Below are 26,046 nucleotides of genomic sequence, written 5' to 3'. Positions count from 1 at the left end.
TATTAAAGAAGTATGAGTGGAGTATATATTACAGTGTAAGTGTAAGGTGTAAGTATAGACGTCTATTGCCTGTCGGGGCGAAGGCGTCTTTTTGATTTTCATGATGCAACCTTACAACATTGTCATGTTGATGAAAGGTTAAACCATAGGAGAATGGCCGAAACTTCGATACACTATAGTCATAAGAGTACAGGAAAGGCCACGCACAATAAACATGCACACAGCTTGAAAGTAACTTTATTTTGAATTATTACATCACTAAGGAGTTGTAACCATGGAGATATGTTCTGTGAAACAGATCAGTAAAATCTACAAAGGCATCGTATCGTATGAAGCGTTATCAGGGATTGACCTCAGTATTCAGGAAGGTGAGTTTGTTGGCATCATGGGATCATCGGGTAGTGGCAAAACAACACTGCTGAACATGATCTCAACCATTGATCACCCAACATCAGGCGAACTTCGGATTGCAGGGAAGAATCCGTTTGAATTGAATCAGGACGAACTCGCGCTGTTTCGGCGCAAAGAGCTTGGATTCGTTTTTCAATCGTTCAATCTGTTAAATACCCTGACAGTTAAGGAAAACATTGTGCTGCCACTCACTCTTGACGGCGTTTCGCTAGCAGAGATGAACACACGTGTCGAACAACTGGCAAGCAAGTTGGGAATCGAGAGTATTCTGAACAAGCGTACATATGAGATCTCAGGAGGACAGGCGCAGCGTACGGCCATAGCCAGAGCGCTTATCCATTCCCCGAAGTTGATTCTGGCCGATGAGCCAACAGGCAACCTTGATTCGAAGGCGGCAAGAGATGTAATGGAGATTCTCGAAACTCGCAATCAGGAGGATCAGGCTACGATGCTGCTGGTTACCCATGATGCAGTAGCTGCAAGTTATTGCAGTCGGGTTGTCTTTATCAAGGATGGCAAACTGTATAATGAAATTCACTACGGCGATAATCGCGCAGCTTTTTACCAGAAGATTATTAATGTGTTATCCCTAATGGGAGGTTCAGGACATGAATTTTCGCCAGTTCGCCATTAATAACGTTGTTCGCAACAAACGAATTTATCTGGCTCATTTTCTGAGCAGTACATTTTCCGTTATGATCTTTTTTACTTACGCATTGCTCCTGTTCCATCCTGATTTGAAAGCGGGGTTAAAGGGATCAAGTGGTACGGTTACGTTGCTTGCGAATCAGGGGTTTGTGATTGCAGAGATCATTATATTCATCTTTTCATTCCTGTTCCTGCTCTACTCCGTTGGTTCATTTCTGAAGACGCGCAAGAAGGAATTTGGTATTTTCCTGATCATTGGCATGACACGTAAACAGATGAATCGGCTTCTGTTTATGGAGAACATGTGTATCGGATTAGCTTCCATTATTACCGGTATCGGACTCGGAATTATTTTCGGCAAATTGATCCTGCTGATCTGTGGCTCCATGCTGGCTGTTGAGAACAGCCTTCGATTCTATTTTCCGCTGAAAGGCATTGCCCTGACGGCTGGTGCATTTCTGCTGCTGTTTGTTGTGATCGCGATGTCATCATCCTTGCTCATCCGCAAAGGAACTCTCATTGACCTTGTGAAATCAGAGGAAAAACCGAAACCGGAACCCAAAGCATCACGTCTACTCGCATTATTATCGGTATTGTTGATTGGCGGGGGTTATGCAGGAGTATTCACTTTTGTATGGATAAGCTTCTCCTTTCCGTTATTGCTTGCAAGTGTCGTGGTTGTTATTGCAGGTACGTACTTTCTGTTCACACAGCTCAGTGTATACATCATTCGGGCACTGAAGAGAAATCCAAGGTTGTTTTTCCGTAAAACCAATCTGCTATTCCTATCTGAACTTACCTATCGAATGAAAGATAACGCCATCATGTTTTTCATGGTAAGTATCATCTCGGCTTCTTCATTCACGGGAATTGGCACCATGCTCGCGATTGCTGACCCGGGGTTGTCGTCCATGTCGAATCCGTATGCATTCAGCTATATGAATTCATGGGATACTCCCGACTCCGAGCGACATATTCGGCAGATTGAAGAAACGTTGATTGATCATGAAGTTCCCTATGTCAAAGGTAGTTATGCTCCGCTCTATGAAAATAATAATGGAAATATTATCAAGCTAAGTGATTATAATCGTCTGGCGAAGGCACTCGGGTATGAGGAACGCACGTTGAAACAGATCGATGAGTCATTTATGACACCAAGTAATTTGGCGGTTCGTAAGAAGTACCGTGATCAGGCCGAACAAGGATTCTCAGGGACAGAGGTCAATCTGGAGATTGATAATCGGCGCGTACCTGTTCAGCTATCGACACCTGGTACCGATATTGTGATTCCTTTTCAAAATGAAATTAATCTCTACGTCGTAACCAACGAATTGTTTGAGAAGTTGAGACCGGCGTATAACGAGGAAGTGGGGATGCCTGAAGATTTCTATTCCATGCGAACGACTCAATTTATCGTAAAAGATTGGATGAGTACACGCAGCTTCGCTCCTGAATTAATTCAATCCATTCAAAATGATAGATCTGATCGAGGTTATTTCGAGACCAGCGCGCTTGTGGTGGACTGGCTTAATTCCAAACAAACAAACGGGATCATTCTGATCTTGAGTGGTCTGATTGGCATTGTTTTCTTCACCTTTGCAGCAAGCTTCACGTATTTCAGACTCTACGCAGATCTAGAACGGGATGAAGCGCAGTATCGCATGATTGGCAAAATGGGACTGAGTCGTCCCGAACTCCGCAAGATCGTAACAAGGCAGCTATTGCTTATGTTCTTCCTGCCGATTCTGGTGGCGGTCATCCACAGTTCGGTTGCCTTTGTAGCGTTGCAGCAACTGGTTGATTTCTCGGTCTTTGGATACAGCCTGCGCATTTTCTTGGTGTTTGCTTCCATGCAGATTTTGTATTTTGCACTCGTGCGCTGGCGGTATCTGCGTCACATGTATTCCAAATTAGTCTAAAATAGCATGGCCCAACAGACACCGGACTCATCGCTCGGTGTCTGTTGACTTTTCTATCCCAGGCACAGTACTATTTCGTTAGATACATATTGTATCATTACATGGTTTCTCAAGCAGTTAGAAGGATGGGGTTACAGAAATGTCAGGCAGATGCCTGAGAGGGAGGACATATCATGAGCATCACGATGTCTCGTGGACAAGCTTACATTCAACGTTTGAATGATGAGCGGAATGTATGGCTGGACGGAGAGCGTATCCACGTAACTGGGCATCAGGCCTTTCAGGGAACACTTCAAACCATAGAAGGATTGTTCAATCTGGTGGATGACCCGGAGACAAGGGAAACCATGGCCTATTGGGATGAACAGACGGGAATTAACGTGCATCGCTCTTTTCTTGTGCCTCGTTCAGTTCTTGACGTGAAGAGCAGGGCGGATGCTTTTCGGCTATGGGCCGATCGGACGTATGGGGTGATGAGCCGATTGTCTGATTATGCCCGATCCCGGCTGACGGGTTGGTATGCAACACGACATGAGATGACAGCACATGACCCGGCATTTGCAGAGAAAATATCGGATTATTTTGCACAAGCCAAACGAAACGATGCATTCCTGACAATTGTTCAGCGTGACCCGCAGATTAACCGTTCCTTGCCTGTTGGAGAAGATGAGGATGCCATGCTGCGAATTGTCATAAGGAATACAGAGGGCGTTGTGATCCGCGGGGCCAAAATGGTGGCAACAGCAGCGCCTTATGCGGATGATATCATTGCTTACCCCGTTCAACGAATTCCGGGCCACCTGCCAGAGCTGGCCCATATGGTAATTGTAGCCGCGGACAGTCCGGGCTTGCATATGATGTGTCGTGAATCTTTTGCCACAAAAGATACAGATAAATCACATCCACTCAGTGCGCAGTATGATGAGATGGATGCCGTATTATTTTTTGACGATGTATTTGTACCCTGGGAACGTGTATTACTGCACAATAACCCTGAAGCCGTATGGCAGATTCGCTGCAATACAGCTTCGGCCAGTCTGGCCTACCATCAGAGTGTGATTCGATTACACTCGAAACTGGAATTCATTACAGCCGTGACCTCATCCATTGCCAAGGAGATTGGGGTGGACTCTTTCCTGAATGTGCAGGAACAACTCGGAGAGCTGATCAGTCAGATGCAGACCATCGAGGGACTGATTATTGCTGCTGAAGCACAGTCCAAGCCGGACGCATTTGGCAACTGGTTGCCGGAATTCAAATATATTGAAACCGCACGTAATCTGGGCAATCGCTATTATCCCCGCGCGGTGGAGATTTTGAAGACCATTGCTGCGGGTGGTCTGATTCAGATTCCTTCAGGTACGTTTGAGATGAATGAAATGATGGGTTCCATGATGGGCAAATATCTTGGTGGAGTAACGATGCAAGCCCCGGAGAAGATTCGACTCTTTCAACTCGCATGGGAGCTGACAGGAAGTCCACTCGGAGCAAGGCATGATCTATATGAACGTTTCTACGCGGGTGATCCTGTGCGCAATCGGGCCAACCAATATGTGCAGTATGACAAGGAACGCTTATTGGGGAAAGTTGAGCCGTGGCTACGTTCGCTTAAGGACTGATCTGATGATCTAATACAAATGGTCCGAATGAAGATTGAAAAGCCTGAATGAAGAACGAAAAGCTGGAATGTAGGCTGAAAACAGCCCTATTTTAGTTAATGCCTTGGCCTGAGCCAGGGCTCTATTTCTATTTATTTAGATTATCTTTAGAAATGATTTAGGTTGAATTAAGAGACGTAGTATATAGTAATAATGTAGAGATAGGCATAGAGTATAGGAAATGAGAGGAATATCATGAGATACACCGTATTAATTGCAGATGACGAACCAGAGATTGTTGAACTGCTTCAACTATATCTGGAGAAGGACTATACCATTAAAACTGCGGTGAATGGAGCCGAGGCATTACTATGCATACGTTCAACACAGATCGATCTGGTCATACTGGACATCATGATGCCTGTAATGGATGGATTGCAGTTGATCAAACAGATGAGAGCCACACATCACATGCCTGTACTGTTCCTATCCGCCAAAAGTCAGGATCACGATAAAATCCTTGGACTGGGACTTGGGGCAGATGATTATATAGCGAAGCCATTCAACCCGCTTGAGATTGTCGCCAGAGTAGAGGCGTTGCTCAGAAGAGTCAATCAATTTGATGCAGCGGAGGTCCCTGTAGAGAAAGAACAGAATCTCGTATTAGGTGATCTGACGCTGGATCGATCCCAATGTATCCTTTTTCGTTCAGGAAATCCTGTAACATTGACCTCTACAGAGTATAAAATTATGGAATTGTTGCTTGATCAACCTGGCCGAGTGTTCACTCGTAAAAAAATATACGAAGCGGTCTGGGGCGATTATTATGCGCACGAGGACAGCACTATTATGGTACATATCAGCAACATTCGGGAGAAGATTGAGCGTGACTCCAGACAACCGGAATATCTCAAAACGATAAGGGGACTGGGATACAAAATTGAAGCGCCCATGGAAAGCTAGAGAAAAGCGACTGTTACAGACATCTCTGACACTGGACTTCTTGCTGTTCAACTTCTTTTTGCTGTTACTGGTATTGATTGTGTACCTTATGGTTTCACTGGATGTCGTGGATTTTCGCATTTCGGATCAGGTGGTTGATCTGAATCTGAATGTTGAAGCCCACGTGTATGTGGAAGAGCTGGAGAACGAATTTTATTCCGGTGGAGGTTCGGTGTCGAAAGGCAAAGACACAGAGATTCAACGTCTCAAGGACAGCGGTGGCTGGATTGAGATTCTGGATGCGAATCGCAACGTCATTCATCATGTGGGAGACAAGCAAGATGCGTTCACCCAATACAGTGAAGCCGATCTGTATGATGGACTGGAAAATCGGAGTGACCAGGAATACTATTATTCGATCACTCCTCTCTCGACAGAAGGAGCGGCAGCGTATGTATTGCTCAAAATCCCGCGTGATCTGGTCAGCGTGCGAATTAATGATAATCAGTTGATTACCAATCTGAAACATCCATTATCCTTTTACATTATGATTGGCATCGGTTTGGTTTTATTATTGATCTTTGTCTACAGCTACTGGGTCGCACGGAGAATCAAAAAACCACTCAGCATCCTCTCCTCGGGTCTTACGCAGATGATACAGGGAAATTATAGTACACGGATGTCGATCTCAGCCGAGAGGGAATTTGTCCAGATTGGTGAGACCTTCAACTACATGGCGGACGTCATTGAGAACACCTCTGCGGAGAAACGTTACGCCGAAGAGAGTAAACAGCGACTGATTGTAGACTTATCACATGATCTGAAGACACCGATAACATCTATACAGGGATATGCGCAGGCATTGGTGGAAGGACGTGGAGAGGACAAGGACAGGCAGCAAAGATACCTGGGATACATCTATAACAAGTCCGTTCAAGTTGCACGCATGATACAGAATATGCTGGAGCTGCTCAAGGTGGATTCGCCTGATTTCCGCATGCAGATTGAGAGAAGAGAAATTGGAGAATTCGTGCGCGAGATTATGGCAGATACCTATGGGGAGATTGAACAGAAACAGTTTGTGCTTCATGTACTTGTTCCTGATCAGGAGATTTATGCGAGGTATGATCCGGAGCTGCTATCCAGAGTCATCCAGAATCTAATCACCAATGCCTTATCGTACAATCCGCTCGGGACAGAACTGCGCGTGGAACTCATTCCGTTGGATACCCATGTGGTGATAGAGGTGGCAGATAACGGAGTGGGCATACCACAAGAACTGTGGTCAACGATCTTTGACCCGTTTGTACGAGGGGATGAGGCGCGGACAGCGACCGGAGGCACCGGACTTGGTTTGTCCATCGCACGACGTAATACGGAGAAAATGGGCGGACGGCTGATCCTTTCCCGGCGTGGGCGAGAGACCACCGTGTTTACCATTGAGATTCCAAATTAAATAAGAGAAGAAATGTCCATGTGGAGGGGAATATTTTGTTCAAAGCAAATACGTTTGTCCGGTTCAGTATTGCACTGACGCTGATATTGGTTAATATCTATTTATTATCACGTGTAAGCTTCATCTTTCAGCCGCTCGTCACCATGATCACGGTCATTACCGTGCCGATGATGTTGTCGGTGTTCTTTTATTATCTGCTAAGGCCGCTTGTGAATTATATGGAGAAAAAGAAAATAAATCGCACGCTAAGTATTTTGCTAATCTATCTGGTTATTGCTATTCTGGGAGTGTTCTTCATCATTGGTTTATGGCCATCGTTACGTGAACAGCTGTTCAATCTGGTCGATAACGCACCGAATCTAATCAATTCATTAAGTGAACAGCTGAGAGAGCTGGAGCAAAATGGTGCCATTCAAGCCTTGTTCCCTGAGGGCTCGACACCTTTCTCTCAGATCACGGAGTATATCAACAAAGGATTTAACTTTGTGACCAACTACGTAAGTGGATTTTTCTCACTTGTTTCCAGTTTTGCGATCATCTTGTTTACACTACCGATTCTTTTGTTCTATATGCTGTTACAAGGCGAGAAATTTGGCCGTAAATTGGCACATATTGCTCCAAAACGTTTCCAAAATGACAGCCGTGAAGTCGTAATTGAGATCGATCAGGCGCTAAGTGGCTTTATTGTGGGAAGAGTTTTGGTGAATCTCGCACTGGGTGTACTGATGTATATCGGTTTCTTGATTATTGGACTGCCATACGCATTACTGCTCACGGTGATTGCGGTCATCATGAACTTTGTTCCGTTTATTGGAGCGATTGTGTCGTCCGTCCCTATTGTCATCATGGGTCTCGTGGTATCACCATCGGTTGCGATCTGGTCTCTGATTATTATTCTCGTCGCTCAGCAGATTCAGGACAACCTTGTTGCACCGTACGTATTCGGCAAAAAGCTCGATATTCACCCGCTCACAACCATCATTCTGGTGTTGGGTGCAGGCGACTTGGGTGGAATTATTGCCATCCTGATTATTATTCCGGTTTATATGATCGTTAAAATTCTTTTGGTTCGAATCTATAACTTGTTCTTCAAGGACAAATGGCAGAATGCATAGAATCTAAATTATTCGAAGGAGTGGAGCACATGTCTGAAATTATCGAAAAACCATACAATGAACCTGAATATATCGCACCTCAATCTGTTCAAATGGGTACCATTCACATCTCGAACGATGTGTTATCCAAGATCGTGGGGATGGCGGCTCAATCAACGGCGGGCGTAACCTCCATGTCCGTTGGATTGACTGAAGGCATTGCCAAGAGTATCAGCGGCAAGAGTCTGCAAAAAGGGATTGACGTACACGTCAAAGACGATCAGGCAACCATCCAGCTGCGCATCAACATTCAATATGGCAACAAGATGCACGAGGTCTGCCGTGAACTTCAACATAATGTTCAACAGGCTGTAGAACAATTAGCTGGCGTTATGGTCGATGAAATTAAAGTGCAAGTTGTTGGCATATCCATTCCGGAAACGGTATAAACCAATGAAAAGAATGTAAGGAATAACGATTGTAAGGATAAACGATTGGCAAAAACAGCACCTTCCCAATTAGCAACTTAACTGGGAGGGTGCTGTTTTATGTTTGCGGTAGTAGGTGGGCGCTTCGCCCATCACTTTTTTGAACATTTTGGAGAAAAGCAATTGATCCGTATAACCCACAGAACGGGCAATATCACCAATGGTCAGACCGGGATCAAGGGTCAATTCGGCTGCCCTGCGCATCCGGTAATGAACCAGATACGACTGGATGCTGCTTCCCATCTGGTCCTTGAAGAGAGAGCACAGGTAACTGCGCTGCAAACCGACATGGGACGCAATGGATTGAACGGTAATGGCATTGGCATAGTTCATTTCAATGAAGTCCATTACCTGCGTAACGTACGTTTCCTTCGAATAATCCGGCATGGGTTGAAGATGCTCGGAGTTGGCCTGATCAATCAAAATGGAGAAGAATTGATACAACAAACCAGTCATGTTAATCTCCCAGCCTTTGTGAGTATTGCGGGAATTGATCATTCGGTGCAGGCAGGATCGCATCTCGTCATCCTCATTGCCCAGCTCAAAAATCGGGTGATGCTCGGACAGACATGCTTGCTGTAAAAAGGATTGGCTATTGCTGCCTTGAAAAGCAACCCAGCTGTATTCCCATGGGTCATCCTGATCTGCCTTGTAATGAACAACAGAATGCGGAACGATTAGAAAACCTTGACCTTTGTGCAGGGAGTAGGTTTTACCACCGACTTCGAAGGTACCTTTGCCATTCAAAATATAATGAATTTTGTAATAGTCTCGCATGGCAGGGCCATAGTGATGACCTGGTGTACAGGCTTCCGTGCCATAATGAAGGAGCTGAAGCTCCTGAAAATGATTGTTCTTGAACATATACGTAATCAAGGGTATTCACTCCTGTGTGATTTCGTCTCATCTTGCATTTTAACATACTACATATCTGAAAAGATTAAGAATTTAACATTAGTATATATAGATAACAATCATTATTCCATATGTTCAAAGTGAAATGCCATATCGTTTAGGCAGAGAAATGTCTAAGATGAAAAGGAATTCAACAAACCTTACAGGAAAGTGAGAATAACGATGCCCTATACTGCGAGTGAACAACGATATGATGAGATGAAATATGTACGTTCCGGCAAATCCGGAATCAGACTGCCGCAAATTGCGCTGGGTTTATGGCAGAACTTTGGTGGCAACCGTACATTGGATATTCAGGAAGAAATGATTTTGCGTGCCTTTGACCTCGGAATTAACCATTTCGATCTGGCGAATAACTATGGTCCACCTCCAGGATCAGCGGAAGAGAACTTTGGTGTGATTTATGAAAAACATCTGCGTCCTTACCGGGATGAACTGCTCATCTCCTCGAAGGCAGGTTACCATATGTGGAATGGACCTTACGGCGAGTGGGGCTCCCGCAAAAACCTGATTGCCAGTCTGGATCAAAGTCTTGGTCGGATGGGACTGGATTATGTGGACATTTTCTATCATCACCGTCCAGATCCGGACACGCCATTGGAAGAAACGATGACGGCGCTGGATCATATCGTACGGCAAGGTAAAGCTCTGTATGTGGGCTTGTCCAATTATAATGCAGAACAGACGCAAGAAGCGGTAACCATTCTCCGTCGTCTGGGTACGCCATGTCTGGTTCATCAACCAAACTACTCGATGCTGAATCGCTGGATTGAAGACGGTTTGCAGGACGTACTGGATGAGCAGGGCGTAGGTTCAATTGCATTCTGTCCACTCGGCCGCGGTCAGCTGACGAATAAATATGTCGACAAGATCAAGGAAGAACGAGCCAATCCAACAGGCAATTTGAAAAAAGAAGCATACACAGACGAACGGATTGCCAAGTTCGACGCGCTTCAGGCGGTTGCCGAGCGAAGAGGTCAAACGATCTCCCAACTGGCTTTGAACTGGATCTTGCGCGGTAACCGTGTAACTTCTGCATTGATTGGTGCAAGCCGTGTGTCCCAGATCGAAGAAAACGTGGCTGCCCTTCAGGCACCGGATCTGACAACAGAAGAGTTGAATGAGATCGAAAGCATTTTGGACGGCATGGGTAATTATCCGTGGTAACATACACAGTATAGCTGTGTGAAAATTATAGTTAGAAAAAGATTATGGTAATATAAAAATTAAAATAAAATGGCGCCTTCCTGATGACCAGGTTGGTGCCATTTTTTTATATGTCATTTTCTTTATAGGGTAAGATCTATTATAATAGTTCATTAATTGACCTATGTTTATTTTTTCAGAATGAACCTAGTTCATAGCACCTGGTCCTAGGATTTAGGGTATAATATATAGAAGCTTTACAATTGAACTACGAAGGAGAGGCTCCATTTGAACTTTGAACAGTGGATTTCGCCTGAAAGCTATAACCTGACATCCGAGATGGAGAATCATCCATCAGACCGGATTGCACTTAGATGGCTCAGCGATCAACGAGAATTGGAAGAGATCACATATGGTGATCTGTTCAAGCAGGCGAATCGTCTTGCTGGAGGTCTGCGTGAACTTGGACTAGAGAAGGGTGATCGGGTGTTGGTCATGGTACCACGCCGTATTATTGCCTATGTCATTTATATTGCTTGTCTGAAACTGGGGATTGCCGTTATTCCTTCCTCCGAGATGTTACGGGCAAAAGATCTGGAATATCGTCTGCGTCACTCTGAGGCGCGGGCTGTTATTGTATGGTCCGAGACGACCTCAGAAGTAGAAAAGATGGACGCGGATCTGCCGTCACTGGCACATCGCATCGTGGCATCACCGAATGGTGAATTTGACGTACCTGCCGAAGGCTGGGTCAATGTGCATGAGTTAATGCAGAATCAACCTGACGAGATGACTGCGGTGGAAACTCACCGTGATGATACGGCTATTCTTGCTTATACTTCGGGCACAACTGGTAATCCCAAAGGCGTTGTACATAGCCACGGTTGGGGATATGCCCACCTGCGGATCGCTTCTTCATTATGGCTGGATATTCAACCTTCGGATACGGTATGGGCAACGGCTGCACCTGGCTGGCAAAAATGGATCTGGAGCCCGTTCCTGTCGGTACTCGGAAGAGGCGCAACAGGACTGGTCTACAATGGATCATTCCAGCCCAAGCGTTACCTGGAGTTGATGCAGGAACATCAGATTAATGTCCTTTGCTGTACACCAACGGAGTATCGGTTGATGGCCAAAGCCGATGATCTTGGACATTATGACCTGTCTCATCTGCGCAGTGCTGTTTCAGCGGGTGAACCGCTCAATCAGGAAGTCATTGAAATCTTCCAGCGTCACTTTGACCTGACTATTCGAGACGGATATGGACAGACCGAGAGCACGTTGTTAATCGGCAGTCTCAAAGATGCGCCTGTACGTATTGGCTCGATGGGTCAGTCGATTACACCTGGATTGATTGAAATTATTGACGATGAGGGACAACCTGTTCCTCCGGGAGAAGTAGGAGATATCGCGGTACACAAAGAGATGCCAGCTTTGTTCCGGTCCTATTATCAGGATGAGGGACGGAAGGAAGCGAGTCAGCGTGGCGATTATTTTGTAACAGGGGACCGTGCACGCAAAGACGAAGAAGGTTACTTCTGGTTTGAAGGTCGCAGTGACGACATCATCATCAGTTCGGGCTACACGATTGGACCATTCGAGGTGGAAGAAGCACTCATGAAACACGCCAGTGTGAAGGAATGTGCGGTGGTTGCGAGTCCGGATGAGATCCGTGGCAATATTGTCAAAGCTTTTGTCGTGTTGAGAGACGATTCACTGGCTTCACCAGAACTGATGCGTGAATTGCAGCACCATGTCAAAGAAATCACAGCACCTTACAAATATCCACGTAAGATCGAATTTGTTACGGATCTGCCAAAGACCAACTCAGGTAAAATCCGCCGGATCGAACTGCGCGAACAAGAAAAACGTAATGGTTAGATCATTTTGTATAGATGAAATTTTAGATATTAAGCCTGCGTAGTGAAAGAGAAGGAATCGATTCTGCAGAAGCGATAGCGTTCGTACAATATATGAAACAGGAGTGAACACAACCATGAGTCAATTTGAACAAACCTTTGAAAAGTCATTGGAACAATACGCAGAACTAGTTGTTAAAGTTGGCGTGAATATTCAAAAAGGACAGGATCTGCTCGTTACTGCTCCAATCAAAACGCTTGAATTCACACGTCTGATTGTGCAAAAAGCCTATGCGGCTGGTGCAAACTATGTACAGGTGGACTTCGATGACGATAACATTACCCGCAGTCGTTTTGAACATGGTTCCAATGACAGCTTCGACTATTATCCAGCGTGGAAAGCGGATATGATGGAAAAGTTTGCGGAAGCAGGCGGCGCTACCCTGACGATCAAAGTTCCAGATCCAGAACTGTATAACGGAATTGACTCCGACAGCGTGTCCCGTGCTACCAAGGCAGCTGCACACGCACGTCGCGGATATGCTAAATATACACGCAACCATGAAATTAGCTGGTGTCTGATCAAAGCACCGACCAAGGCTTGGGCGAACAAAGTATTTGCCGACATCGCGGAAGAAGACCGAATTAACGTGATGTGGGAAACCATCTTCAAAATGAACCGTGTGGATGGCGGAGACGCCGTGCAAAATTGGAGAAAGCATCTTGATACCTTAACTGCAATGGGAGACTTGCTGAATAAAAAGAACTATAAGAGCCTGCATTACCGTGCGCCAGGTACAGACTTGAAAATTGAATTGGTCCACAACCACATCTGGGGTGGCGGTGGTAGCGAAAATAAACAAGGTGTATACACGGTCGCCAATATGCCGACTGAAGAAGTATTCACCATGCCTAAGCGCAGCGGAGTCAATGGGTATGTTAGCAGCACCATGCCTTTGAACCTGAACGGGCAACTGGTAGACCAGATGAGAATTACATTTAAGGACGGACAGGTTGTAGCGTTTACGGCTGCATCCGGTGAAGAGCATCTGAAGAACCTGTTTGCCACCGATGAAGGAGCACGTTATCTGGGTGAGGTCGCACTCGTACCACATGACTCCCCGATCTCCAACCTGAATCGAATTTTCTACAATACGGGTATTGATGAAAATGCATCTTGTCATTTGGCTGTGGGAAGTGCGTATCCATTCAACATGAAAGATGGCACAACGATGTCGAACGAAGAGTTACTGAAGCATGAGTGCAATGTGAGCTTGACTCACGTTGATTTCATGATCGGTTCCGCTGAACTGGATATCGATGGTGAGTTACAGGATGGTACAATCGAGCCGGTATTCCGTAAAGGCAACTGGGCATTTTAATTTCTAATCTAGTTAGTAGCAGTAATAGTGCTGAACGAGAAAGTGACTTCAATTTGAAGTCACTTTTTTTTCCTCGTAACATGAATTACACAGGTCTCACAGGCACACATATTTCGCACCAATGCTGATTAAGCAGTTCCCAACGATATCGTTCTATAACCGGCTTGTTGTCCATCTGATAACCACTTGTTTGTAAATGAGGGATGATCACATTCCATGCCTGCTGAATATCTTCTGCGGTGTGCTTCACCTTACAGATGAGATAATCTCCGCCTGATAACTCGCCAATCTCAACAAACTCATCTTCCAGACGTTCAGATTCTGTGATAACAATACAGGCATCATATCTACATTTTTCGGGCGGTGTGGTAGTTGGGTCATCTTGTGGAATACCGAATAAAATTGCTGATTCATGAAGCAGTTGGTTTTTGTCTGCCCATTGTTTTAGCGTATTCATCGCTTGAGCATTGGCTGGACCGTAAGGACCGACTTGTCGAACATAGGCGATACGATATGACGGGAGGTTTTCGATAACCATTTCCATGAAAATCTTCCTCTCTGTATGATTTCTCTTACATGTTGGATGCTAACATGGTATAAAAGAATTTGCTCAGGTAATTGTTGAATCCCGGCGACGAAACTCATAGAATAGTGTTAATATGTTGGAAGACTGTTCCAATAGAGCAAAACGAGAGGAGGAGGCGTTAGACATGGATATTACTTATGCTTTCACGGATGAACGTTTCAGGCAAGTTGTGTTGGATCGTTTTTGTAATCAGCGGGATTTCATCCAGGAAAGTGACGTTCATGAGGTTGAGATATTGCAACTTTCCAATCATAATATTAGCAATCTTGATGGAATCGAGTATTTCAGGGCTCTTCAAGAGTTGGATTGTGCCTATAATCAATTGACCGTTCTGGATCTTACTCAGAATCACAAGCTGAAGATATTACGTTGCAGAGAGAATCAGCTTCTTACACTGGACCTCCGCTCCAATTCGGAATTGCAGGTGCTGGATTGCAGTTTTAATCGACTTCGCAGATTGGATCTTTCTCATAATTCCAAACTTATAACGGTGGAGTGTCATTGGAATATGTTGTCGGAGCTGGCTTCGGAACCCCTTGAGCAGTTGGAGGAACTTAGTTGCAGTTATAACGCTCTTTTCTCACTTGAACTTGAACACAATAAGCAACTGCGGCGACTTGATTGCGCCAACAATTACATGTTGGAACTTGATGTAACCGGTTGTCCAAACTTGATTGAACTTCGTTGTAACCACAACCATATCAAACAGTTGGACTTTCGTTCAAATATGGTTTTGGAGAGTGTCCGTTGTTTTAACAACCATATTAGCAAGCTGGATATTCGCCATAACGTACAACTAAGAGAGTTGTACTGTTCCGAGAACAAATTAACCGAGTTGGATTATAGCGCTAATCCCAAGCTGGAGAGACTGCAATATGCAGACAATCTGATTTTTGAATCCAATCATGAAGTTCAGGGGATGGGTGTCTTTCAGTATGACGTCTCGATGTCCAACTATCAGATGAGCTTACTTATTCAGGATAAAGAACTGGTAGTCACTGCACAGGTTTCAACCAAGACAGAGATGGAAGCCTTATCCCCATATATGGAAGAGACGTGGAAACGGTGGGACATGCTTGGTGAGCAGGCGCTTAGAACCATTGCCGAGGCTCATCCTGACGAAAATATAAATGCATTGATTTTGGCTGATGCAGAATTTCAGGGAGATCAATATTTCCGATTGGGTTATGATGCGGGGGATACACCTGCTGGTCGACTGTACATATATGCGGAGTTTGACGATGAATTTCACATGTTGGATACGTTGATCTATGAAACGTATTAAAGCCACGAGATCGTGGCTTTTTTGCTGTGTCATTTAACTACTTTTATTTATTCAGCGTGCATTTTGTTGAAGCTAACATATTCGTTAATCGGTTTACGGTAACCGCGTGGGCGCTGTTTGGCTTCCGACTTTTTGCCGATGGTAATCAGCATAACCGGTACGTAATGGTTAGGGATTTCCAGACTCCGTTGCAGTTCTTCCGAGTCAAAGCCAATCATTGGACAAGTGTCCCAACCGCGGTCCTGAGCGATCAACATCAATTGCATGGCAGACAGGCTGGCATTGCGAATCGCATCCTCACGTTGAAAGAATCTGCCGCGAGATTCGTAAAATTCAGTGACACTTTGGGATTCCTGCTCGTATTGGAACGGAGTAAGAGCGCCCAGGTTCAGCAAGCCTTCGTTAATGGTGCGGATATGATGGTGTGCGTTGATATCGCCCAAAACCACGATGACCGCAGAAGCTGTTTTTACCTTATATTGCTGGGAAGCTTCATAGACTTTCTCTTTCTGCTCCTCGTCTTTAATCACAAGATAGTGCGTGTGTTGCAGGTTAAAGGCAGATGGTGCAAATTTGTTCAGGGCAAACATTTCTTGCAGTTCCGAATCCGAAATTTCAATTCCTTCTTCAAAAATAACGGCCGATCTACGGTTTTTGACTAGATTCTCCAACTCACTCATGGTAGTTTCCCTCGCTTATGTATGATTTATAAACTGACTATAACACACTTAGTTACTTTATGTAAGTATTATTTTAGAATAAGACAAGGATCGTCTGCCATACGCTAAAATAAAACACTAGAGGTGATTCATGAAAGCATTGATCGCAAGGTATATGGGAGGACATGACCCTCATGAATTTCGGGTATATGTAATCCAATCTTCGACGTTAAAACGTTTTGTAGTAGTGGAGATTATTCTAGGCCCTATCGTGTACAATGTCGCACTTTATTTGTGCCATAATGCAATACTTGCTGGCGTAGGCTCTTGGGCTGGAACAGAAGGTCTGAAGAGACTGCCACTGGTCTTTAGAAAAATCGTTGGGACATGATGAAGTGTGTAAATGAAAGATTGAAGCAGAAGAGGGCCAGTTGCGGCCCCATCTTCTCCTTCAGTCATGTTATCTATAGTCACGCTTCTTTTATCTAATCAAATAACTGTCTAAGCTTTGGGTTCAAACCTGCCTTATTTGGCACGTTCCAAATACTGCTCCAGCGTAAGTTTCTGGTTGGTAATCTCACCAGCAATATATACCCCTACATAACGTACATGCCATGGCTCATAGGAGTAACCAGTCAATTTCTCCTGGTCTTTGCCATAACGGATGATGAATCCATACTTGTGGGCATTGGCTTTCAGCCATTTGCCTTCTTTGGTGTTGCCAAAGCTTTGCTGAAGATCATAACCGGCCGAAGCGCTTGATATATCCATGGCTAGACCCGTTTGATGTTCGCTTTGTCCTGGCCGAGCACTCGTTTTATTGGCAACAGCTTCACCTTTGATGCTGGCATTACGGTCAAAGATCGATTTCTGGGTCGCATAAGAACGGTAGCCAGATACGGCTTTGATATCGATGCCGTCTTTTTTGGCAGCGGCAAATAATTTCTCTATCGCGGTTGCGGCCACTTTACGCATCTGTTTCTTCGGACTGGAACCTGAGAAGCTAAAAGGAATATTAGGTACAACCAAGTCTTGTGGTGCATAAGTTGAAGGCAGATTTCTCTTTTTATTGACAAGTACAACCGTACTGGACACATTGGTCACAGTTGCCACATTTTTAATCGTTTTGATCGTACGACCAGGTGCATTATCATGCAGAAATTGAGTGAAGCTGGAGCTTGCAGCAGACGCGACGGGATTCAGGCTTGAAGTGATGGGAAACGTAGTAAAAGCAGAACCTGCTACAACAGAGCCTACGAGAATTGTAGATATGATGGATTTACGAGTAAAAGATTTCATGATGTGTGTTCCTCCTCGGATTATATGAATCTATATACCGAGTATACTAGAGGATTATATCCATAGGTTCTCCAATTGTTTCCGAGTTGTAAACAAAGTTTGCTAGAGTCTTTTTTTGCAACTCTCGTAGAGGCATATAAAGAAAAGAACGTTAAAAAACCGTTGCATTAGATGCAACGGCTTTTGTTGTGAAGAGAGATAATACTAGATTACTTCAAGCATGCTGGAGACTTTATTACAACATGCAGGCGTCGGATCCACCGGAGCTTCCCACAGTTACTGCACGGGTGTCACGAACGCGAACGTTGGCGCTGAGCACACCAGAATCACTGCTTAATTTGAAAGAAGGATAATTCTCTTCTGTATCCAGCTTCATGTGTTGTTCGAGGTTTAGTTGCTGCTTCGGATCAACATAGAACGGAACCAGATTGGTTTCAATCTGCGCGTCGAGAGCCGCAAGTTCATCAACAATGATAATAGCGATAACTCCGTTACATCCGCAACCTTCCAAGTCATAGATCACTTTGAAATATCCAGGTTGGTCATTCAAGCTTTCTGTCAATCGTTTTGCAGCCAAATCTGTAATTTGAATATACATATAGGTACACTCCTTTATATGTGGTCATGGTTGGTAAATGGTAAAAGAATTCATTCAGCTTCTATTCCCATTATACCACTTTGGCAAAAATCAAAGCATTTATTTTCTTGACTGATCAGTCTGGAAAAGGTATTCTTTAGTTAATGAATAGGGAGGTGAGGTCTTAAATTGGGAAGAGCCAAGGAGTTTGACACGGAGACTGTTCTAAGAAAAGCAACGTCTGTATTTGGAGCGTACGGTTATGAAGGTACATCTTTGAGCTTACTGCTGAGTGAACTTGGCATTGCGCGGCAAAGCCTGTATGACACCTACGGAACTAAACATGATTTATTTGTCTCTGCTCTTAAATTCTATATTCAGCAGAAGACAGAGGCGGGGATCAGACTATTAAACGAATGCACAAGTGTGAGGCAAGGCGTGACCGAGTTGTTCAACGAAGTGGTTAACGTGTTGACAGACAACGAACGTCGTAATGAATGTTTCATCATTAATAGCGCGGTTGAACAGGCACCACAAAATCACGAAATCGCGGCCTTTATTCAAACCACTAACCAACAAATGGAAGATGTTTTTCATACTGCGCTGTTACGAGGCCAGAGGAGCGGCGAATTGAGGCACGCAGAGGAAGAATTGCCCGGGCTTGCCCGTTTTCTTAATTATTCCCGACTCTCATTGACCTTTACGGCGAAGAGCGGTGCAAGCACAGAAGCGCTGCGAGATTTTGTACAGATGACCCTAAGGGCTATGGATTAGCGTTTTACATGATTTGAGTAAGAATTCTTTACGTTTTTTTGAAAATGAACGCTTAGGTCGTTTATTTTTTGACTATTATAGACCGATTGGTCTGGAAAAAGAACACCAAACAAACTGAAGGAGAAAATAAGGATGACACAATCTCAGCAGTTGGAAGCCGGCAATAGTATACCGCATCGGATCATGCATGGATTCACTAATTTGCTACTGGATGGAAAACTGGAACAATGGTTGGAGCTGTATACATCTGAAGCTATCTTCGAATTCCCATATGCACCAGCAGGATATCCTCAGAAACTGGAAGGCAAAGCCGCAATTACGATTCATCTTCATAATCTGCTGGGGATGATTGAAATCCAGCAGTTTTATGAACCGGTGATCTTGGCTGATTCCACGAAACAACAGTTTGTGGCTGAATTTACTTGTAAAGGGCGTTCATTAGTTACAGGTAAGCCTTACAACCAAACTTACATCTCTGTAGTGAGCCACTCTAATGGAAAAATTACACATTATAAAGACTATTGGAATCCGATGGTCGTCCTCGAATCGGACTTAGGAGGAAGTAAACATGATCAATGATAAACCGTTGACACTTATTATAGGGGCTAATGGAAAAACAGGAAGCCGTGTTGCGGCCATACTTCAAAAGCATCATTATCCGGTGCGTTTGGCAGGGAGAACTAAACCAGCTCTTTCTGGTTCTGCCGATAATTATGTCTATTTTGATTGGTATGATTCCAAGACATATGCGCTAGCGCTGAAAAATGTGAATCAGGTGTACCTTGTCGTGCCAGTCATGGACATGACCCCAGAAGACGTCATGATTCCGTTCATCAAGGAAGCATTGTGGAACGGCGTTAAGCGATTCGTTTTACTTGGCAGTGCTTCGATCGATGAGAATGGTCCTATTTTTGGCAAAGTACATCAGTATTTAAAAGCTCATGCTCCTGAGTGGGCTGTATTGCAGCCTTCCTATTTTATGGAGAACTTTACGGAGGGACCGCATCGGGAGACGACGAAGCAACTTGGGAAAATATATAGTGCTACGGGTGACGGGAAAATTGGATTTGTTAGTGCAGATGATATCGCGGCGGTGGCCTTCCATGCTCTGACAGATGTTGTTCCTCATAATAATGAGCATATCATTACAGGGCCGGAGTCGTTGTCCTATGGACAGGTTGCAGACGTCTTGAGCCGTGTACTGGGTCAGTCGATCAAGCATGAATCTTTGTCCGATGATGAATTGAGAAATAGCATGATTCGGGCGGGAATGTCAGAAGAATACGCTACTGCTCTCGCAGGACTGGATGTGCCTATCCGGGAGGAGGGGAGAGAAGATCAAACGACGGATACGGTGAAAAAAATAACGGGGAATAGCCCGATTCCATTTGAGCAATTTGTTCAAAATCATATGGAAGTATGGAAATAATGGAAGAAATATGTTCATATTCAATGAGAAGACGGTGCCTCGTGCCCGTCTTTTTGCCTGTCTGCCAACATGTTGATATCGCTTACTCGAATATGGATCTCTCCATAGCCATGAGGCTCTACGAAAAGCAGTGATTATATGAACACACTTTTGGGGAAATAGATGAGGATGAATGTTAGGTCGTGTCTGAGACACGCCCTAGATAAAGGGGCGAAGAGAGCGAATGATTCAGTTCGAAAATGTATCGAAACAATATCCTGATGGAACAACAGCTTTGCGTCAGGTTAACCTCAACATTAACAAGGGAGAACTGTTTGTCATGATTGGTCCGAGTGGATGTGGCAAAACCACCATGCTCAAAATGATCAATCGCCTGATTGAGCGAACAGATGGAATAGTGCGCATTAATGAACGCCCAATCGATGAATACAACATTCACGAATTGCGCTGGAATATCGGATATGTGCTGCAACAGATTGCATTGTTCCCGCATATGACCATTGCTGAAAATATTGCGGTTGTTCCTGAACTGCGAAAATGGAAGTCAGATCAAATCAAGGAGCGCGTACATACGCTACTGGACATGGTTGGTTTGCACGGAGACACGTACAGTGAGCGTAAACCGTCTGAGTTATCCGGAGGACAACAGCAGAGAATTGGTGTGTTGCGTGCACTCGCTGCTGATCCCGAGATTGTATTGATGGATGAACCGTTCAGTGCTCTCGATCCGATGAGCCGCGAGAAATTACAGGACGATATTCTGGATATCCAACGTCAGATGAAAAAAACGATTGTGTTTGTCACCCATGATATTCAGGAAGCGATGAAACTGGGGGATCGCATCTGCATTATGAAGGATGGACAGGTTTTGCAGGTAGGCACCCCGGAAGAACTGATCCGACAGCCAGCTAATGATTTCGTACGTGAATTTGTTGGAAGTCCTAACGCCGATACGAGTTCACAATCTGATTTTGATCTCGAATCCATTATGTCACCACTCTCACCGGGTCATGTGCCAAAATCAGCCAAGACCGCCGTTCCTGTATCCATTACGTTAACGGAATTAGTTGATATCATGGCTTCCCATGACCACCTGCTGGTTGAAAGTAACCGACAGATTATTGGCGAGATCAATCGGGCCGATCTGATGAAATACTGGTCTGGTCAGTTACAGGAACGAGGTGATGGACATGAGTAGATTCACAGAGGTGTTCAGCGAGCGCAAAGGTCAGTTGTTATCTGCTCTACTGGAACATATTCAGATCTCATTTATCGCATTGTTCTTTGCTGTCCTCATCGCTATTCCGCTTGGTATATACCTTACACGTAAACCAAGAGTGGCTGAACCGATTATTGGAGTTACGGCTGTGTTGCAGACGATACCGTCCTTGGCGCTTCTTGGATTACTCATCCCGTTATTCGGCATAGGCACACTTCCTGCAATTATTGCACTGGTGGTGTATGCGCTGCTTCCCGTACTCCGCAACACATACACGGGCATATCCGAAGTTGACCCTTCCATGGTGGAAGCAGCGAATGCGATGGGCATGAATAGTTGGCAACGTCTAATCAAAGTGGAACTGCCACTGGCGATGCCTGTCATTATGGCCGGAATTCGGACCGCGATGGTCCTGATTGTAGGAACAGCCACACTTGCTGCCTTGATCGGCGCAGGAGGTTTGGGTGCATTAATCTTGCTGGGCATTGATCGGAACGATACGGCACTAATCATCCTTGGAGCCATTCCGGCCGCCTTGCTGGCTATTTTGTTTGATGTACTATTGCGTCAATTCCAGCGGTTATCCTTCAAGAAAACGCTGGTCACCCTTGGTTCGCTGGCTCTGATCGCGATACTTGTGATCACCATTCCCTTCTTGGCACGTGGAGGGCAGAAGGATCTCGTCATTTCCGGGAAATTGGGGGCGGAACCCGAAATTCTCATTAATATGTACAAATTGCTAATCGAAAAAGACACAGACCTGACCGTTGAACTAAAACCCGGATTAGGCAAAACGCCATTCCTTTTCAATGCACTCAACTCAGGTGATATTGACATCTATCCTGAATTCACTGGGACAGCGATCTCCGAATTCATGAAGGAAACAGCAGTCAGCACCGATCGGACAGAGGTGTACGAACAGGCAAGAGACGGAATGCTGAGCCAGTTCAACATGGTGCTTCTGAACCCTATGGATTACAACAATACGTATACGTTGGCCGTTCCAAAGAGCATCGCAGATCAATACAATCTTAAGACCATTTCGGATCTCAAACCTGTGGAACAGCAAATGAAGGCAGGATTCACGCTTGAATTCTCGGATCGGGAAGACGGTTACCTTGGCATTCAGAAGAAGTATGGGATTGAATTCCCAAACGTGGCGACAATGGAACCGAAGCTTCGCTATGGTGCTGTTCAACGTGGGGATATCAATCTCGTTGATGCCTACTCCACAGATAGTGAGTTGAGACAATATGAACTTGTTGTGCTGGAGGATGATCAGGAGTTATTCCCACCGTATCAAGGCGCGCCGATGCTTCGTCAAGAAACGGCAGATCAATATCCACAACTGGTTGAGGTGCTGAATCAGCTTGCTGGCAAAATTACGGATGACGAGATGCGTCAGATGAACTATGACGTGAACGTAGAGGGAGCGAATCCTGAACAGGTTGCGGCAGAGTACCTTAAACAGGCTGGATTGCTGTAACTTCAGGCATCCCTGCAATAGATGCAGCAAAAGGATGAGGAGGAACCATGATGACACAAGAAACGTATGACTTGATTGCAATTGGAACAGGAAGCGCGGCAAGCTCTGTTATCACCCGTTGCGCTGAAGCTGGATGGAAAATAGCTGTAATTGATGAACGTGAGTTCGGCGGAACGTGTGCACTGCGTGGCTGTGATCCCAAGAAAGTACTGACTGGAGCGGCGGAGCTGATTGACTGGAATGAACGGATGCAAGGGAAAGGAATTCAGGGACAGGCGACCATCAACTGGTCTGAACTTATGGCCTTTAAACGCACCTTTACCGAGAGCATACCTAGAGCAAGTGAAGATCAATTCAAACAGGCCGGAATGGATACGTTCCATGGTAAAGCTTCATTTGTCGATGAAGACCATATTCAAGTTGGAGAAGAAGTGCTCCAGGGCAAACACATCCTGATTGCTACTGGTGCAACACCTGCGCCACTTGAGATTGAGGGCTCAGAGCATCTTATATATAGTGATGACTTTCTGGATCTGGAACAGCTGCCGGATCGATTAGTTCTGGTAGGCGGTGGATACATTGCATTAGAGTTTGCGCATATTGCGGCCAGAGCCGGGACGGAAGTCCATATCCTGCATCGGAGTGAACAGCCTCTGAAGTCGTTTGATGCGGAGCTTGTAGAATGTTTGTTGCAAAAATCGAAAGAGATCGGCATTCATGTTCACTTGAACGCGGAGGTGAAGTCCATACGGCAAGAGGGGAACGCCTATGTCGTTCATGGCACACGCAATGGTGCAGATCATCAGTGGCAGTGCGGACTTGTCGTTCATGGAGCGGGGCGTGTTCCTAATGTGGATGGGCTGGAATTGGAGAAAGCCAACGTCAGCTACAGCAAAAAGGGTATTACAGTGAACGAGTACTTGCAAAGTGAAAGTAATCCGAGAGTCTATGCTGCTGGCGATGTAACTGATACAAAAGGGTTGCCTTTGACCCCGTTAGCAGGTCAGGAATCCCGGGCTGTATCCTTCAATTTGTTGGAGGGTAATCACCACAAACCTAATTATAAAGTGATGCCTTCGATTGTGTTTACTGTCCCTGCACTTGGAGCTGTAGGTATGAGCACGGAACAAGCCAAAAAAGAGGGCTACGAGGTGCAGGTAAATGATATGTCGAAATGGTATACTTACAAGCGAACTCATGAAAAATTTGCCATGGCCAAAGTGGTGATCGATAAATCAACCGGGCGTATTCTGGGCGCGCATGTGCTTGCGAGCAAAACAGAAGAATTGATCAACCTTTTTGCAATGGCGATTCAGTTCAATCTGACTATCGATCAGTTAAACACCATGAATTTTGCATATCCTACTGCTGCATCGGACCTGGGTTCTTTAATTTAGAAGTGGTGATGAACTCCCCTTTGGGACGGAAGGAAGGATGAAAACAACGATGTCATCGGATTTTATTGGGCTTCATGAAGGCAAGTGGACGAAGGAACCCGTTGCTGCACGGATGGATGGGGATCGTTTCGTTGTGGAAGCTCGGGAAGGCAGTGACTTCTGGGAGAACACATTCTACGGGTTCTGTCATCGGGATGGACATGCCATGCTTGCTCCATGGGACGGAACGGAAGCGATTGAGGTATCGTTTGATCTAAGCTCATTCACCGAATTATATGATCAGGCGGGACTAATGTTATGGTACGGAGAAGACCAATGGATCAAGGCCGGAGTTGAGGTCAATGATGGCGTGGCACATGTTGGAGCCGTCGTGACGGATACGTATTCGGATTGGTCACTCTCTCCTGTGCCAGAGTGGGGTGGACGAATCGTAACAATCAGAGCCTCCTACAGTAATGAGGCTGTTGTCATTCGTGCTCGCACAGATGAGCATCCTTGGCGTACGATTCGGGTTGCACGGTTTGCCTATCCGACGAACAAACACGCAGGTCCATTTTTGTGTTCACCGAAGCGTGCAGGGTTCGAGGTAGCCTTTACCGAATGGAAATCCACGACACCCGATCAAGACTTGCATACAGATCCGCCGATTACGGATTAAAACAAGTTAAGATGCACGATAAACAATGAAACATGAACAGGTGTATCTGGCTTAGAAAGCAAGACAACACAAATAAGCAAGTCTTCCATTGACGGAGGACTTGCTTATTTGTGTGTTTAAACTTTGGACTGTGAAAAGTCTCCAGTTACTCGTTTTATCTTTCACCGGGGTCAGTGAGTTCTTTTCGCATTTACAACGAGAGTGCTTGCGAACTTTACTTGAGTTTAACGTTTATTTACTCGTGTCCGTATCCAGGGACTGGGGGTTGGTTTCTTTTTCACCCTCATCATCATTGGACTTATTGAACTCCAGCATACGTTCCTCGTAATCGTCCAGGAACCATAACGGGTCCATGCTGTCTTCCTCACCGTTGTAATTGATCACGATTTCTTCGCCAGCTTTGATATCTGTATACGCGTAGAAGTCAAAGGTGTGGTTATCAAAATTGATATCATAAGTTGCGTTAGGTTCATAGGAGTGGTTGATCAGACTGCCGTAACCGAGCAGAATTGCGGTATGATTCGCCCCATATTCGAACACGTAATCTTCCAAAATCGTTTTTTCGACATGCTCATGATCTTCATTTGGGTAAGGCACAACGGGTGCCTGATGGATAAGCGTTCCCTTGGCAATATCAACGGTAGCAAATACCCCGCGGTTAAACTCACCACCATCACCCAACTTGGATTGTTTCACTTCAATCATATTCTTCACCTGATGCTCTTCGAAGAGCTCCGTTCTATATAGTAGTAATTCGTTAAGGCAAAATTTTAACCTATACTATCATATAAGGCAAATTTCCGCCAAAAAGGTGGAATA

General features: G+C 45.1%; 25 protein-coding genes. 19 read left to right on the top strand and 6 right to left on the bottom strand.

The window, feature by feature from the left end; translation table 11 throughout:
- Positions 1 to 274: 274 nt before the first annotated feature.
- The 7 genes from D829_RS0110235 (at position 275) to D829_RS0110205 (ending at position 8,517) form a co-directional block, all read left to right on the top strand.
- On the top strand, positions 275 to 1,045 hold the full coding sequence (locus D829_RS0110235; RefSeq protein ID WP_017688794.1) for an ABC transporter ATP-binding protein: 771 nt from the start codon (positions 275 to 277) through the stop codon (positions 1,043 to 1,045).
- Entirely contained in the window at positions 1,020 to 2,978 is a 1,959-nt protein-coding gene (locus D829_RS0110230; protein WP_017688793.1) for an ABC transporter permease, read from the top strand. Before D829_RS0110235 ends, D829_RS0110230 begins: the two co-directional genes overlap by 26 nt.
- A 173-nt stretch (positions 2,979 to 3,151) precedes the next feature.
- The gene (locus D829_RS0110225; RefSeq protein ID WP_017688792.1) at positions 3,152 to 4,597 is read left to right on the top strand and encodes a 4-hydroxyphenylacetate 3-hydroxylase N-terminal domain-containing protein; all 1,446 of its coding nucleotides are present in this window, start codon (positions 3,152 to 3,154) and stop codon (positions 4,595 to 4,597) included.
- Between the two features lie 234 nt (positions 4,598 to 4,831).
- The gene (locus D829_RS0110220) at positions 4,832 to 5,539 is read left to right on the top strand and encodes a response regulator transcription factor (RefSeq protein ID WP_017688791.1); all 708 of its coding nucleotides are present in this window, start codon (positions 4,832 to 4,834) and stop codon (positions 5,537 to 5,539) included.
- Positions 5,517 to 6,974, top strand: a complete 1,458-nt coding sequence (locus tag D829_RS0110215; RefSeq protein ID WP_017688790.1) for a HAMP domain-containing sensor histidine kinase — start codon at positions 5,517 to 5,519, stop codon at positions 6,972 to 6,974. The genes D829_RS0110220 and D829_RS0110215 overlap by 23 nt, the downstream gene beginning before the upstream one ends.
- 35 nt (positions 6,975 to 7,009) lie before the next feature.
- Complete coding sequence (locus D829_RS0110210) at positions 7,010 to 8,089, top strand: AI-2E family transporter (RefSeq protein WP_017688789.1); 1,080 nt, start codon at positions 7,010 to 7,012, stop codon at positions 8,087 to 8,089.
- 29 nt (positions 8,090 to 8,118) lie between these two features.
- A complete protein-coding gene (locus D829_RS0110205; RefSeq protein ID WP_017688788.1) occupies positions 8,119 to 8,517 on the top strand; it encodes an Asp23/Gls24 family envelope stress response protein in 399 nt (132 codons plus the stop codon).
- Positions 8,518 to 8,586: 69 nt separating this feature from the next.
- On the opposite strand, the gene D829_RS30795 is transcribed toward D829_RS0110205, so the two are convergent.
- Entirely contained in the window at positions 8,587 to 9,432 is an 846-nt protein-coding gene (locus D829_RS30795; RefSeq protein WP_017688787.1) for an AraC family transcriptional regulator, read from the bottom strand.
- A gap of 201 nt (positions 9,433 to 9,633) precedes the next feature.
- Here D829_RS30795 and D829_RS0110195 point away from each other — a divergent pair, with 201 nt between their 5' ends.
- The 3 genes from D829_RS0110195 to D829_RS0110185 all read left to right on the top strand — a co-directional run bounded on the left by D829_RS0110195 (position 9,634) and on the right by D829_RS0110185 (position 13,858).
- Positions 9,634 to 10,638: an aldo/keto reductase gene (locus tag D829_RS0110195; RefSeq protein WP_017688786.1), complete on the top strand. Its 1,005-nt coding sequence runs from the start codon at positions 9,634 to 9,636 to the stop codon at positions 10,636 to 10,638.
- 318 nt (positions 10,639 to 10,956) lie between these two features.
- Positions 10,957 to 12,498, top strand: a complete 1,542-nt coding sequence (locus D829_RS0110190; RefSeq protein WP_051153929.1) for an acyl--CoA ligase — start codon at positions 10,957 to 10,959, stop codon at positions 12,496 to 12,498.
- Between the two features lie 115 nt (positions 12,499 to 12,613).
- Positions 12,614 to 13,858 (top strand): aminopeptidase, encoded by a 1,245-nt coding sequence (locus D829_RS0110185; RefSeq protein WP_017688784.1) that lies wholly within the window; start codon positions 12,614 to 12,616, stop codon positions 13,856 to 13,858.
- Positions 13,859 to 13,943: 85 nt separating this feature from the next.
- Here D829_RS0110185 and D829_RS0110180 read toward each other — a convergent pair whose 3' ends face one another.
- Positions 13,944 to 14,402, bottom strand: coding sequence for a GyrI-like domain-containing protein (locus tag D829_RS0110180; protein WP_017688783.1), 459 nt, complete (start codon positions 14,400 to 14,402; stop codon positions 13,944 to 13,946).
- Between the two features lie 166 nt (positions 14,403 to 14,568).
- Between D829_RS0110180 and D829_RS0110175 the strand changes: the two genes are divergently transcribed.
- Positions 14,569 to 15,729, top strand: a complete 1,161-nt coding sequence (locus D829_RS0110175; RefSeq protein ID WP_017688782.1) for a leucine-rich repeat domain-containing protein — start codon at positions 14,569 to 14,571, stop codon at positions 15,727 to 15,729.
- A gap of 47 nt (positions 15,730 to 15,776) precedes the next feature.
- Here the strand turns inward: D829_RS0110175 and D829_RS0110170 are convergent, their stop codons facing one another.
- Positions 15,777 to 16,409 (bottom strand): nitroreductase family protein, encoded by a 633-nt coding sequence (locus D829_RS0110170; protein ID WP_017688781.1) that lies wholly within the window; start codon positions 16,407 to 16,409, stop codon positions 15,777 to 15,779.
- 130 nt (positions 16,410 to 16,539) lie between these two features.
- Between D829_RS0110170 and D829_RS0110165 the strand changes: the two genes are divergently transcribed.
- Positions 16,540 to 16,779, top strand: a complete 240-nt coding sequence (locus D829_RS0110165) for a hypothetical protein (protein ID WP_017688780.1) — start codon at positions 16,540 to 16,542, stop codon at positions 16,777 to 16,779.
- 134 nt (positions 16,780 to 16,913) lie between these two features.
- Here D829_RS0110165 and D829_RS0110160 read toward each other — a convergent pair whose 3' ends face one another.
- On the bottom strand, positions 16,914 to 17,687 hold the full coding sequence (locus D829_RS0110160; protein ID WP_017688779.1) for a M15 family metallopeptidase: 774 nt from the start codon (positions 17,685 to 17,687) through the stop codon (positions 16,914 to 16,916).
- A 235-nt stretch (positions 17,688 to 17,922) separates the two neighbouring features.
- Positions 17,923 to 18,285, bottom strand: a complete 363-nt coding sequence (locus D829_RS0110155) for an iron-sulfur cluster biosynthesis family protein (RefSeq protein WP_017688778.1) — start codon at positions 18,283 to 18,285, stop codon at positions 17,923 to 17,925.
- Between the two features lie 168 nt (positions 18,286 to 18,453).
- Here D829_RS0110155 and D829_RS0110150 point away from each other — a divergent pair, with 168 nt between their 5' ends.
- From D829_RS0110150 to D829_RS0110120, 7 genes are all read left to right on the top strand, one after another.
- The gene (locus tag D829_RS0110150) at positions 18,454 to 19,038 is read left to right on the top strand and encodes a TetR/AcrR family transcriptional regulator (protein ID WP_017688777.1); all 585 of its coding nucleotides are present in this window, start codon (positions 18,454 to 18,456) and stop codon (positions 19,036 to 19,038) included.
- 132 nt (positions 19,039 to 19,170) lie between these two features.
- A complete protein-coding gene (locus D829_RS0110145; protein ID WP_017688776.1) occupies positions 19,171 to 19,617 on the top strand; it encodes a nuclear transport factor 2 family protein in 447 nt (148 codons plus the stop codon).
- Positions 19,607 to 20,467 (top strand): ergot alkaloid biosynthesis protein, encoded by an 861-nt coding sequence (locus tag D829_RS0110140; protein WP_017688775.1) that lies wholly within the window; start codon positions 19,607 to 19,609, stop codon positions 20,465 to 20,467. The genes D829_RS0110145 and D829_RS0110140 overlap by 11 nt, the downstream gene beginning before the upstream one ends.
- A 223-nt stretch (positions 20,468 to 20,690) precedes the next feature.
- Entirely contained in the window at positions 20,691 to 21,665 is a 975-nt protein-coding gene (locus D829_RS0110135; protein ID WP_017688774.1) for an ABC transporter ATP-binding protein, read from the top strand.
- Positions 21,658 to 23,172, top strand: a complete 1,515-nt coding sequence (gene opuFB, locus D829_RS0110130) for an osmoprotectant update ABC transporter permease/substrate-binding subunit OpuFB (protein WP_017688773.1) — start codon at positions 21,658 to 21,660, stop codon at positions 23,170 to 23,172. Before D829_RS0110135 ends, opuFB begins: the two co-directional genes overlap by 8 nt.
- A 50-nt stretch (positions 23,173 to 23,222) precedes the next feature.
- The gene (locus D829_RS0110125; RefSeq protein WP_017688772.1) at positions 23,223 to 24,569 is read left to right on the top strand and encodes an NAD(P)/FAD-dependent oxidoreductase; all 1,347 of its coding nucleotides are present in this window, start codon (positions 23,223 to 23,225) and stop codon (positions 24,567 to 24,569) included.
- A 37-nt stretch (positions 24,570 to 24,606) separates the two neighbouring features.
- Positions 24,607 to 25,227, top strand: coding sequence for a DUF1349 domain-containing protein (locus D829_RS0110120; protein WP_241230756.1), 621 nt, complete (start codon positions 24,607 to 24,609; stop codon positions 25,225 to 25,227).
- 231 nt (positions 25,228 to 25,458) lie between these two features.
- Here the strand turns inward: D829_RS0110120 and D829_RS30790 are convergent, their stop codons facing one another.
- On the bottom strand, positions 25,459 to 25,932 hold the full coding sequence (locus D829_RS30790; protein WP_017688770.1) for an SET domain-containing protein: 474 nt from the start codon (positions 25,930 to 25,932) through the stop codon (positions 25,459 to 25,461).
- Positions 25,933 to 26,046: the final 114 nt, after the last annotated feature.

It is taken from the genome of Paenibacillus sp. PAMC 26794, from assembly GCF_000316035.1.
Lineage (GTDB): Bacteria > Bacillota > Bacilli > Paenibacillales > Paenibacillaceae > Paenibacillus.
This window is presented reverse-complemented; position numbering and strand designations above follow the sequence as displayed.

Coding starts and splice junctions, on each gene's coding strand:
- D829_RS0110235 (WP_017688794.1), top strand. CDS start 275: ATGGAGATATGTTCTGTGAAACAGATCAGTAAAATCTACAAAGGCATC.
- D829_RS0110230 (WP_017688793.1), top strand. CDS start 1,020: ATGAATTTTCGCCAGTTCGCCATTAATAACGTTGTTCGCAACAAACGA.
- D829_RS0110225 (WP_017688792.1), top strand. CDS start 3,152: ATGAGCATCACGATGTCTCGTGGACAAGCTTACATTCAACGTTTGAAT.
- D829_RS0110220 (WP_017688791.1), top strand. CDS start 4,832: ATGAGATACACCGTATTAATTGCAGATGACGAACCAGAGATTGTTGAA.
- D829_RS0110205 (WP_017688788.1), top strand. CDS start 8,119: ATGTCTGAAATTATCGAAAAACCATACAATGAACCTGAATATATCGCA.
- D829_RS0110195 (WP_017688786.1), top strand. CDS start 9,634: ATGCCCTATACTGCGAGTGAACAACGATATGATGAGATGAAATATGTA.
- D829_RS0110190 (WP_051153929.1), top strand. CDS start 10,957: ATGGAGAATCATCCATCAGACCGGATTGCACTTAGATGGCTCAGCGAT.
- D829_RS0110185 (WP_017688784.1), top strand. CDS start 12,614: ATGAGTCAATTTGAACAAACCTTTGAAAAGTCATTGGAACAATACGCA.
- D829_RS0110180 (WP_017688783.1), bottom strand. CDS start 14,402: ATGGAAATGGTTATCGAAAACCTCCCGTCATATCGTATCGCCTATGTT.
- D829_RS0110175 (WP_017688782.1), top strand. CDS start 14,569: ATGGATATTACTTATGCTTTCACGGATGAACGTTTCAGGCAAGTTGTG.
- D829_RS0110170 (WP_017688781.1), bottom strand. CDS start 16,409: ATGAGTGAGTTGGAGAATCTAGTCAAAAACCGTAGATCGGCCGTTATT.
- D829_RS0110165 (WP_017688780.1), top strand. CDS start 16,540: ATGAAAGCATTGATCGCAAGGTATATGGGAGGACATGACCCTCATGAA.
- D829_RS0110160 (WP_017688779.1), bottom strand. CDS start 17,687: ATGAAATCTTTTACTCGTAAATCCATCATATCTACAATTCTCGTAGGC.
- D829_RS0110155 (WP_017688778.1), bottom strand. CDS start 18,285: ATGTATATTCAAATTACAGATTTGGCTGCAAAACGATTGACAGAAAGC.
- D829_RS0110145 (WP_017688776.1), top strand. CDS start 19,171: ATGACACAATCTCAGCAGTTGGAAGCCGGCAATAGTATACCGCATCGG.
- D829_RS0110140 (WP_017688775.1), top strand. CDS start 19,607: ATGATCAATGATAAACCGTTGACACTTATTATAGGGGCTAATGGAAAA.
- D829_RS0110135 (WP_017688774.1), top strand. CDS start 20,691: ATGATTCAGTTCGAAAATGTATCGAAACAATATCCTGATGGAACAACA.
- opuFB (WP_017688773.1), top strand. CDS start 21,658: ATGAGTAGATTCACAGAGGTGTTCAGCGAGCGCAAAGGTCAGTTGTTA.
- D829_RS0110125 (WP_017688772.1), top strand. CDS start 23,223: ATGACACAAGAAACGTATGACTTGATTGCAATTGGAACAGGAAGCGCG.
- D829_RS0110120 (WP_241230756.1), top strand. CDS start 24,607: ATGAAAACAACGATGTCATCGGATTTTATTGGGCTTCATGAAGGCAAG.
- D829_RS30790 (WP_017688770.1), bottom strand. CDS start 25,932: ATGATTGAAGTGAAACAATCCAAGTTGGGTGATGGTGGTGAGTTTAAC.